The organism is Aliivibrio sp. S3MY1, assembly GCF_028765575.1.
In the GTDB taxonomy this organism is placed as follows: Bacteria; Pseudomonadota; Gammaproteobacteria; order Enterobacterales; family Vibrionaceae; genus Aliivibrio.
This window is the reverse complement of sequence record NZ_JARACO010000044.1, coordinates 1-8,040: the sequence shown is the minus strand read 5'-3', so window position 1 is coordinate 8,040 and position 8,040 is coordinate 1. Positions and strand designations below refer to the sequence as shown.

The following is an 8,040-nucleotide window of genomic DNA, read 5'->3' as shown; positions in this document are numbered from 1 at the left end:
ACTGCTTCTTTGTTACCTGTGCAATATATTGTACATTTCGTTTTTATGAATTATACTTGTTCAATATTAGGTACAACTCAACCAAGAGGTAATTATGCGTATAGTTTCTTTTACTGAAGCCAGAAATGGTCTTAAATCTGTTCTTGATGGCGTTGTTAATGATGCAGACTGCACAGTTATCACTCGTCGAGATTCTGAAGATGCGGTTGTAATGTCTATGGATTATTACAATAGTTTAATGGAAACGATATATTTATCTCGTTCTCCTGCAAATGCAGCTCATTTAAATAAATCAATTGCTCAATACAATGCTGGCCAAACTACGGAAAGAGGCTTGCTTGAATGAGTCGAATGTTAGCTTGGACTGATGAAGCGTGGGATGATTATTTATATTGGCAAGGACAGGATAAGAAAACCCTCAAACGTATTAATAAGTTAATCACAGATGCAAAGCGTTCACCGTTTGAAGGCATTGGCAAACCTGAGCCATTGAAAGAGAACTTAGCTGGTTTTTGGTCACGCAGGATTGATGATACAAATAGACTGGTTTATGCCGTTAATGATTCACATTTGACGATAATTTCTTGTCGTTATCACTACTAATTGAATCGCAGTTAACAAATGCATCAACACGATTTACTACACTCGGCATCTCAGGTTGTCGGGTGTTTCTCGTTTTAGGGCGTCAATGTTAAGTATAATTGCATAGTAGTAAACGTGTTATGCAGGCGTTAGTTGCTTCTCTGAAGAGGTGAGTTATGAGTAACATCTATAGTTGGAAAGAAAAATCACCGTTGCCGGAAGCTTTTGGGCAAAAGTATATTGCCTATGAAGATAATGTAGATACCTTGATTGAGTTATTTATTAATACATACTCAGCCGTAAGAACTTACCATTTATGTAGACCGGTGAACGAAGATAGCTATATAAATCGGGGCATTAAGGTTGGTAATGCAGAGCTATTAATTAATAATGCTAGCGAGATATTAACTGAATTAAATAAAAGCATATCTAAAAATACAATTGCTAATGTTTTAAATGGACTCGATTATAGTTCGGGGTGTCTTTACTTAGCATTAGATGATGAATTTATGCTCGAATTCGCAGGCCATTATGCAATTTATGGTAGTGAGAGGCTAATCGCGGTATTTGAACGTTTAGGTGTTTCTAAAGAACAGTTAGCAAGTGTTGGCCGACCGACAATTATTAATATTAACCTGCCAATTGAAGCGATCAATTTTGATGATTTACATAATTTTATTATCGATATAAATAATGCAATAATTGATGGCGACCAGATGATTGATTTTGCTTTTTTGCAAGAGAGATGCATTTCAGCTGACTTGATTTGTCAGTTAGAGTACCCAACAGAAATAGTAAATAGGCATGATGCAGGTAGAATCCATCGGGTATGCAACTAACAAATGCATCAACACGATTTACTACACTCGGCAATCTCAGTTTGCCGGGTGTTTCTCGTTTTAAGGCGTCAATATTAAGTATAATTGCATAGTAGCAAACGTGTTATGCAGGCGTTATACGAACTCTGAGAATGCAATTTTTTGGTTCAGTTCAGCGATTGAACCATTAGCTTTTTAGGTGTGAAAGTAGGGTGGCTTTCCTTTTTCTTTGTTGCCTTTTGGTATTCGTTTCATCAAGTTCGGCATTTAACTATTATTGCCCCAAATTCAGGCGTTTCAGAAGCTAATTTACGCTTCAATTGTTCTTTGGTTATGCCTCATTTTAGCCTGCATCAGTGTTTTATTCTCAGCATTTTCAATCCCAGTTGTGGTTAGGATATTTGGTTTATAAGCACCAAATTGGCTGAAACCAAGTCGTATAAATAGTGTAAGAAAAAAGGATTGTTTCGTTTCACAGTTATTGCCGTTGATTGGATATTTTGCTCGCTTAATTGAGTCAGTCTAATTAAAATCGTTTAACAGCAAATCTTGGTAAATCAGTTCTTTACCAAGTTTATCGGAGCGAAAGCAAGGCTCGTATAACAAAGCAATCAACACGATGCTATTTACATTCGGCATTCGCGGTTTGGAGTGTAATTGGTTTTTGTAAGTCGGTCTTTCGCACGTGTTATTGCGGCGTTATACATATGAGAGATAATAGTGAGTAATGAGATAATAGTAAGTTCAATTCCTGAATACCTTAAAGTTGTTTTAGATTTAAGTCACGAATGGAATTTGTCCCACGGCGATATTTGGTTTAGAGGGATAGCAAGAGAAAATATGATGCTATTACCTGGGATTAAGTGGAGAGAAATAAATGAAGGTGTTGAGGAATCGATGATTTCTTCATTTATCATACATGGCAAATCCCTGATTAATGAAGATATTAATTGTTCTTGGCAATTTTATTCATTGATGCAACATTATGGTTTGCCAACTAGGTTGCTAGATTGGACGAAGAGCCCATTAATTGCAGCATATTTTGCATTGGAAGCCGATAATAATGAAGACAGAATTGTTTGGTCTATGGATCCTTACGAACTAAATAAACTTACGATGGATATAAATCAAGTATTTGTACCATCTGTTCATATAAGTGAGGAAACAAATATTGACGGTTGCTTACCTAAAGTATTAAGAAAAAATAAAGCTATCAATTCTCAAGTATATCCTATTGCGATTGAGCCTCCTTATACGAATAAAAGAGTGCTTGCACAACAAGGTTGCTTTACTGTTCATGGTTCAAAAAATGAACCGATTAATAGTATATTTGAAAAAAATGGAAGTGATAGAATTAAAAAAATTAGATTTAATTCAGATAATGTAGCTCAGCTAAGAGCTGAGATTAAAACTTTTGGTATTACTGTTAATTCTATTTATCAAGATTTAAATAGCTTGTCTAAAGGTATTATTTCACATTATGCATGAATATGTATAACAAATGCATCAACACGATTTACTACACTCGGCATCTCAGGTTGTCGGGTGTTTCTCGTTTTAAGGCGTCAATATTAAGTATAATTGCATAGTAGTAAACGTGTTATGCAGGCGTTATGTGTTGGAGTGGGGTTATAGTTCGACAGGGTACAGAAGTTTTATGCTGATTGAATCTTCTTCTATTAGCTTAAAAACTTTTGGTCGGATATTAGTTATCCACCAATCATTATATGTATCTTCATAAATACGTGTACGAGAGTCTTCATCTTCGAATTCTCTCAACCATACAAAGAAGTCAACTCCTTCATGTGTTCGTAGATATGTATCAATAATCACCATTCCTTTAGAACGCTGATATGGCAGAAGTTCTTCACGCATCCAATTGAGCCATTTGTCAGTTTGTCCTGGTTTAATTTGGTATTCGCGCAATTCTATAATTTTCAAATTATTACTCGCTTACATTAATTTAAATATCATGAGATTAAATTGATCATTTTATTTACTGTCAAGTGAATTATAATGCATAGCGTAAGCTATATACAGGTTTGCTATATCAATATAATATCTCAACAAACAAAACACATAACAAATGCATCAACACGATTTGCTACATTCGGCGTTGTCAGTTTGCCTTTAGTTTCAGTGATTAAGGTATTAAAATTCAGCTAAGTCTGTATCGTAGCAAACGTGTTATGCAGGCGTTATATTTTTTATTGAAACTTGCGTCACAATGCGCAACGCGCTACACTCTTCGTATGATTAAAACATTTAAGCACAAAGGTCTTAAAAAGTTTTTTGAGACTGGCAGTAAAGCGGGTATTCAAGCGAAACATGATCGCAAATTGAGAATGCAATTAGCCGCGATAGACACTGCAACCATTATTGATGATGTTGATTTGCCGGGTTTCAAACTTCATCCTCTGAAAGGGGATAGAGATGGAATTTGGTCAATTACAGTAAATGGTAACTGGCGTGTTACTTTCGAGTTTGTCGATGGTAATGCTTACATTTTAAATTACGAGGATTACCATTAATGGCTATGTACAATCCCCCACATCCAGGTGAGTTTATCCATGACGTTTATATGGAACCATTTGGCTATAGTTGTCGCTTTGTTGCTAAACAACTTGATGTTGCTGCTTCAACTCTAAATCGAGTGATAAAGGGTAAGAGCTCAATTTCACCTGAAATGGCATTACGTCTTTCAAAGTCACTCGGTCGTACGCCTGAAAGTTGGCTAACAATGCAAGACAATTACGATCTCTGGCAAGCAAAACAAAATGTGAATTTAACTAAGGTGCACACGATCAATTTTGCTATGGCGTAGTAAAATATAACAATCGCATCAACACGATTTACTACACTCGGCATCTCAGGTTGTCGGGTGTTTCTCGTTTTAAGGCGTCAATTTTAAGTATTATTGTATAGTAGTAAACGTGTTATGCAGGCGTTGTGCGTACTGAGTCCGAAATTTTTTGCACGGTTCATCAAAAGGATCGCGGCTTTCGTAGTTTCGGCTTAGTAAGCGTTCTTTTCTTCTTTGTTTTCTTTTGGTTTTCGTATCATTAGGTTCGGCAAATTAGCCCTTATCTCCCTAAGTTCAGGCGTTTCAGAGGCTAATTTACGCTTCAATTGTTCTTTGATTATGCCTCATTTTATTCTTCATCAGTGTTTTGCTCGCAGTATTTTCAATCCCAGCTGTGGCAAGGATATTTGGTTTATCAGTTCCAAATCTGCTGAAACCAAGTCGTTCAAATGGTGTGAAAATTGTATCTGTTTTCCATTTACTTTATCTCGCAATTTAAGAACATTTTGTTCGCTTAATTGCCATCGGTAAATTAGAATCTAGGCTTAGAAAATCTTGGCAGGGCAGTTCTTTACCAAGTTGGCCAAGCCGAAAGTAAGCACGCACAACAATCGCATCAACACGATTTATTACATTCGGCGTTCTGGGTTTGTCTTTGGTTTTGTGATTAAGGCGGTTAATTCAGGTTGGTTTGCATAGTAATAAACGTGTTATGCCAGCGTTATACGAACTCTGAGAATGCAGTTTTTTGGTTCAGTTCAGCGATTGAACCATTAGCTTTTTAGGTGTGAAAGTAGGGTGGTTTTCCTTTTTCTTTGCTGCCTTTTGGTGTTCGTTTCATCAGGTTCGGCATTGAACTATTATTGCCCTAAATTCAGGCGTTTCAGCGGCTCATTTACGCTTCAATTGTTCTTTGGTTATGCCTCATTTTATCCTGCATCAGTGTTTTGCTCTCAGCATTTTCAATCCCAATTGTGGCAAGGGTATTTGGTTTATCAGCTCCAAACTTGCTGAAACCAATTCGTACAAATGATGTAAGAAAAAGGGATTGTTTCGTTTCACAGTTATTGCCGTTGAAATGATATTTTGCTCGCTTAATTGAGTTAGTCTAATTAAAATCGTTTTACAGCAAATCTTGGTAAATCAGTTCTTTATCAAGTTAATTGGAGCGAAAGCAAGGCTCGTATAACAAAGCAATCAACACGATGCTATTTACATTCGGCATTCGCGGTTTGGAGTGTAATTGGTTTTGTAAGTCAGTCTTTCGCACGTGTTATTGCGGCGTTAGCATCACTTTTTCAAGTTTACGGAAATGGAAGTTATAAAATGTATATGGGAAGTTATTTATTACCTAATTCAGATCTGTATGAATCTTTTCTCTCGCTAGTTGATGATGGTTATTTTTGTATCCATCCATATCGTTGGTTGAAAAACCAACTTAATCGTTCATCTTTTATGTGTAATATTGATAATGTTATCTATAATCATACAATTTTAATTAATGGGTATCATTGTGAACAATCTCATGCTCATCGAGTCATTAATCGTAAAATGTGTCAACGGTTCGATGATTTAGGCATTTATATTTGCGATGAGCGACTTAAATTTAACTATGAAAATGAAATGAAAGAGTTAGGTGTGACAGAGGAAACAATACAGCATACATTTTCAGCGCTGCATCTAAACTCTATTTGTGAATTCAATTGTGGCTTTCAGAATGAAAGAGTAGATATCAAATATATAGAAAACTTGGTTGAGATAAAAAATATCAGAAGTTGGAAGCATGGCTTAGGCCAAATGCTTGCATATAAATACTTGCAGCCTAATTATAATCACATTTTAATGTTATTTGGAAATCAACCAACGAAAAAGAAGTTAAGCTACATCTTTAATGTATGTGATAATTATGGGATTAAAGTTGTTTTTATTAACTCAACAGATAACAATAACAATCAAGTTCGGAATCTATCCATACTCAGAAAGCAATGCTAACAATCGCATCAACACGATTTGCTACATTCGGCATTCTAGGTTTCTTTGAGTTTACCGTATTAAGTGGTAAATTTAGGCTTAATCTGCATGGTAGCAAACGTGTTATGCAGGCGTTGTGCGTACTGAGTCCGAAATTTTTTTCACGGTTCATCAATAGGATCGCGGCTTTCGTAATTTTGGCTTAGTAAGCGTTCCTTTCTTCTTTGCTGCCTTTTGGTTTTCGTTATTATCAGGTTCGGCAAATCAGCCCTTATTTCCCTAAGTTCAGGCGTTTCAGAAGCTAATTTACGCTTCAATTATTCTTTGGTTATGCCTCATTTTAGTTTGCATCAGTGTTTTGCTCGCAGCATTTTTAATCCCAATTGTGGTTAGGATATTTGGTTTATAAGTTCCAAACTAGCTGAAACCAAGTCGTTCAAATGGCGTAAGAAATGTATCTATTTTCCTTTTACTTTATCTCGCAGTTTAATGATATTTTGTTCGCTTAATTGGCATCGGTAAATTAGAATCTAGGCTTAGAATATCTTGGCAGGGCAGTTCTTTACCAAATTGGCCAAGCCGAAAGGAAGTCCGCACAACAATCGCATCAACACGATTTATTACACTCGGCGTTCTGGGTTTGCCTTGGGTTTTGTGATTAAGGCGGTTAATTAAGGTTGGTTTGCATAGTAATAAACGTGTTATGCCAGCGTTATGTGTTTTTACGGAAATGATAGGTTTAATGGAGTAATTATGGTTTTAATTCAAACGGTTGAAAGTAACTCAACGTATTTAACTGAATTGTATCAATGGTTTGAAAGTGAGTGGGATGATGTTGAACCACTATCTACAACAAAAGATGGAAAAGTAATCCCAAATCCTATTATTGCATTAGAAAATGGTGAATTAATTGGTGGTTTAGTTTTTACTCGTTTTCTATCTCCAATTACTCAAGAGCAGGCAGTTTGGGTTAATGCTGTCTTTATTAAACCTGAAAATCGTAAGCAAGGAATTAGCTCACAATTGATTAATCATGCTGAAAAAATGGTTAGTGAAATGGCTGAACCAGAGTTGCTGGTTTTTACTCATATTCCTGCATTGTATTCAAATCTAAAATGGACAGTAATTGAAACGGTCGATGATCATTTCGTACTTAGAAGTTCATTGGTTCAATAAAAACACACATAACAATTGCATCAACACGATTTTCTACACTCGGCGTTGTCAGTTTGCCTTTAGTTTCAGTGATTAAGGCAGTAAAATTCAGCTAAGTCTGTATCGTAGCAAACGTGTTATGCAGGCGTTACACGAACTCTAAGAACGCAGTTTTTTGGCTCAGTTCAGCGATTGAGCCATTAGTTTTTTAGTCGTGAAAGTAAGGTGGATTTCCTTTTTCTTTGGTGCCTTTTAATATTCGTTTCATCTGGTTCGGCAATTGACCATTATTGCCAAAAGTTCATGGATTTCAGAAACCAATTCACGCTTCAATTGTTCATGGCCTTGCCTCATTTTAGTCTGCATCAGTGTTTTCCTCTTAGCATTTTCAATCCCAATTGGTGTTGGGATATTTGGTTTATCAGCTCCAAACTTGCTGAAACCAAATCGTACAAATGGTGCTAGAAAAAGGATTGTTTCGTTTCGCAGTTTTTGTAGTTGAACGGTTCTTTTGTTCGCTAAATTAGCTTTTGTAATTTAGAATTGGTTTTTAAATATTATTGGTAAATCAGTTCTTTACCAATTAAAGCGAAGCGTTGACAAAGATCGTGTAACAAATGCATCAACACGATTTGCTACATTCGGCGTTGTCAGTTTGCCTTTAGTTTTGGTGATTAAGGCAGTAAAATTCAGCTTGGTTTGCATAGTAGC

9 protein-coding genes are annotated in these 8,040 nt (G+C 36.0%); 8 read left to right on the top strand and 1 reads right to left on the bottom strand.

What is annotated here, in order from left to right:
* The first annotated feature begins 94 nt into the window (after window positions 1-94).
* From PVK62_RS16695 to PVK62_RS16680, 4 genes are all read left to right on the top strand, one after another.
* Window positions 95-346, top strand: coding sequence for a type II toxin-antitoxin system Phd/YefM family antitoxin (locus tag PVK62_RS16695; RefSeq protein WP_012551877.1), 252 nt, complete (start codon window positions 95-97; stop codon window positions 344-346).
* On the top strand, window positions 343-603 hold the full coding sequence (locus PVK62_RS16690; RefSeq protein ID WP_017019086.1) for a Txe/YoeB family addiction module toxin: 261 nt from the start codon (window positions 343-345) through the stop codon (window positions 601-603). The genes PVK62_RS16695 and PVK62_RS16690 overlap by 4 nt, the downstream gene beginning before the upstream one ends.
* A 155-nt stretch (window positions 604-758) precedes the next feature.
* Window positions 759-1,421 carry a hypothetical protein gene (locus tag PVK62_RS16685; protein WP_274445518.1) on the top strand — a complete coding sequence of 221 codons (663 nt, stop codon included), beginning with the start codon at window positions 759-761 and terminating at the stop codon, window positions 1,419-1,421.
* Between the two features lie 699 nt (window positions 1,422-2,120).
* The gene (locus PVK62_RS16680; protein ID WP_274445519.1) at window positions 2,121-2,888 is read left to right on the top strand and encodes an FRG domain-containing protein; all 768 of its coding nucleotides are present in this window, start codon (window positions 2,121-2,123) and stop codon (window positions 2,886-2,888) included.
* Window positions 2,889-3,029: 141 nt separating this feature from the next.
* On the opposite strand, the gene PVK62_RS16675 is transcribed toward PVK62_RS16680, so the two are convergent.
* Window positions 3,030-3,341 (bottom strand): hypothetical protein, encoded by a 312-nt coding sequence (locus PVK62_RS16675; RefSeq protein WP_274445520.1) that lies wholly within the window; start codon window positions 3,339-3,341, stop codon window positions 3,030-3,032.
* Between the two features lie 269 nt (window positions 3,342-3,610).
* Between PVK62_RS16675 and PVK62_RS16670 the strand changes: the two genes are divergently transcribed.
* From PVK62_RS16670 to PVK62_RS16655, 4 genes are all read left to right on the top strand, one after another.
* Window positions 3,611-3,931 (top strand): type II toxin-antitoxin system RelE/ParE family toxin, encoded by a 321-nt coding sequence (locus PVK62_RS16670; RefSeq protein ID WP_443111784.1) that lies wholly within the window; start codon window positions 3,611-3,613, stop codon window positions 3,929-3,931.
* Entirely contained in the window at window positions 3,931-4,224 is a 294-nt protein-coding gene (locus tag PVK62_RS16665) for a HigA family addiction module antitoxin (protein ID WP_017023495.1), read from the top strand. The genes PVK62_RS16670 and PVK62_RS16665 overlap by 1 nt, the downstream gene beginning before the upstream one ends.
* Window positions 4,225-5,529: 1,305 nt before the next feature.
* The gene (locus tag PVK62_RS16660; protein WP_274445521.1) at window positions 5,530-6,195 is read left to right on the top strand and encodes a hypothetical protein; all 666 of its coding nucleotides are present in this window, start codon (window positions 5,530-5,532) and stop codon (window positions 6,193-6,195) included.
* Window positions 6,196-6,927: 732 nt separating this feature from the next.
* Window positions 6,928-7,350, top strand: a complete 423-nt coding sequence (locus PVK62_RS16655) for a GNAT family N-acetyltransferase (RefSeq protein WP_130049423.1) — start codon at window positions 6,928-6,930, stop codon at window positions 7,348-7,350.
* Window positions 7,351-8,040 lie beyond the last annotated feature (690 nt).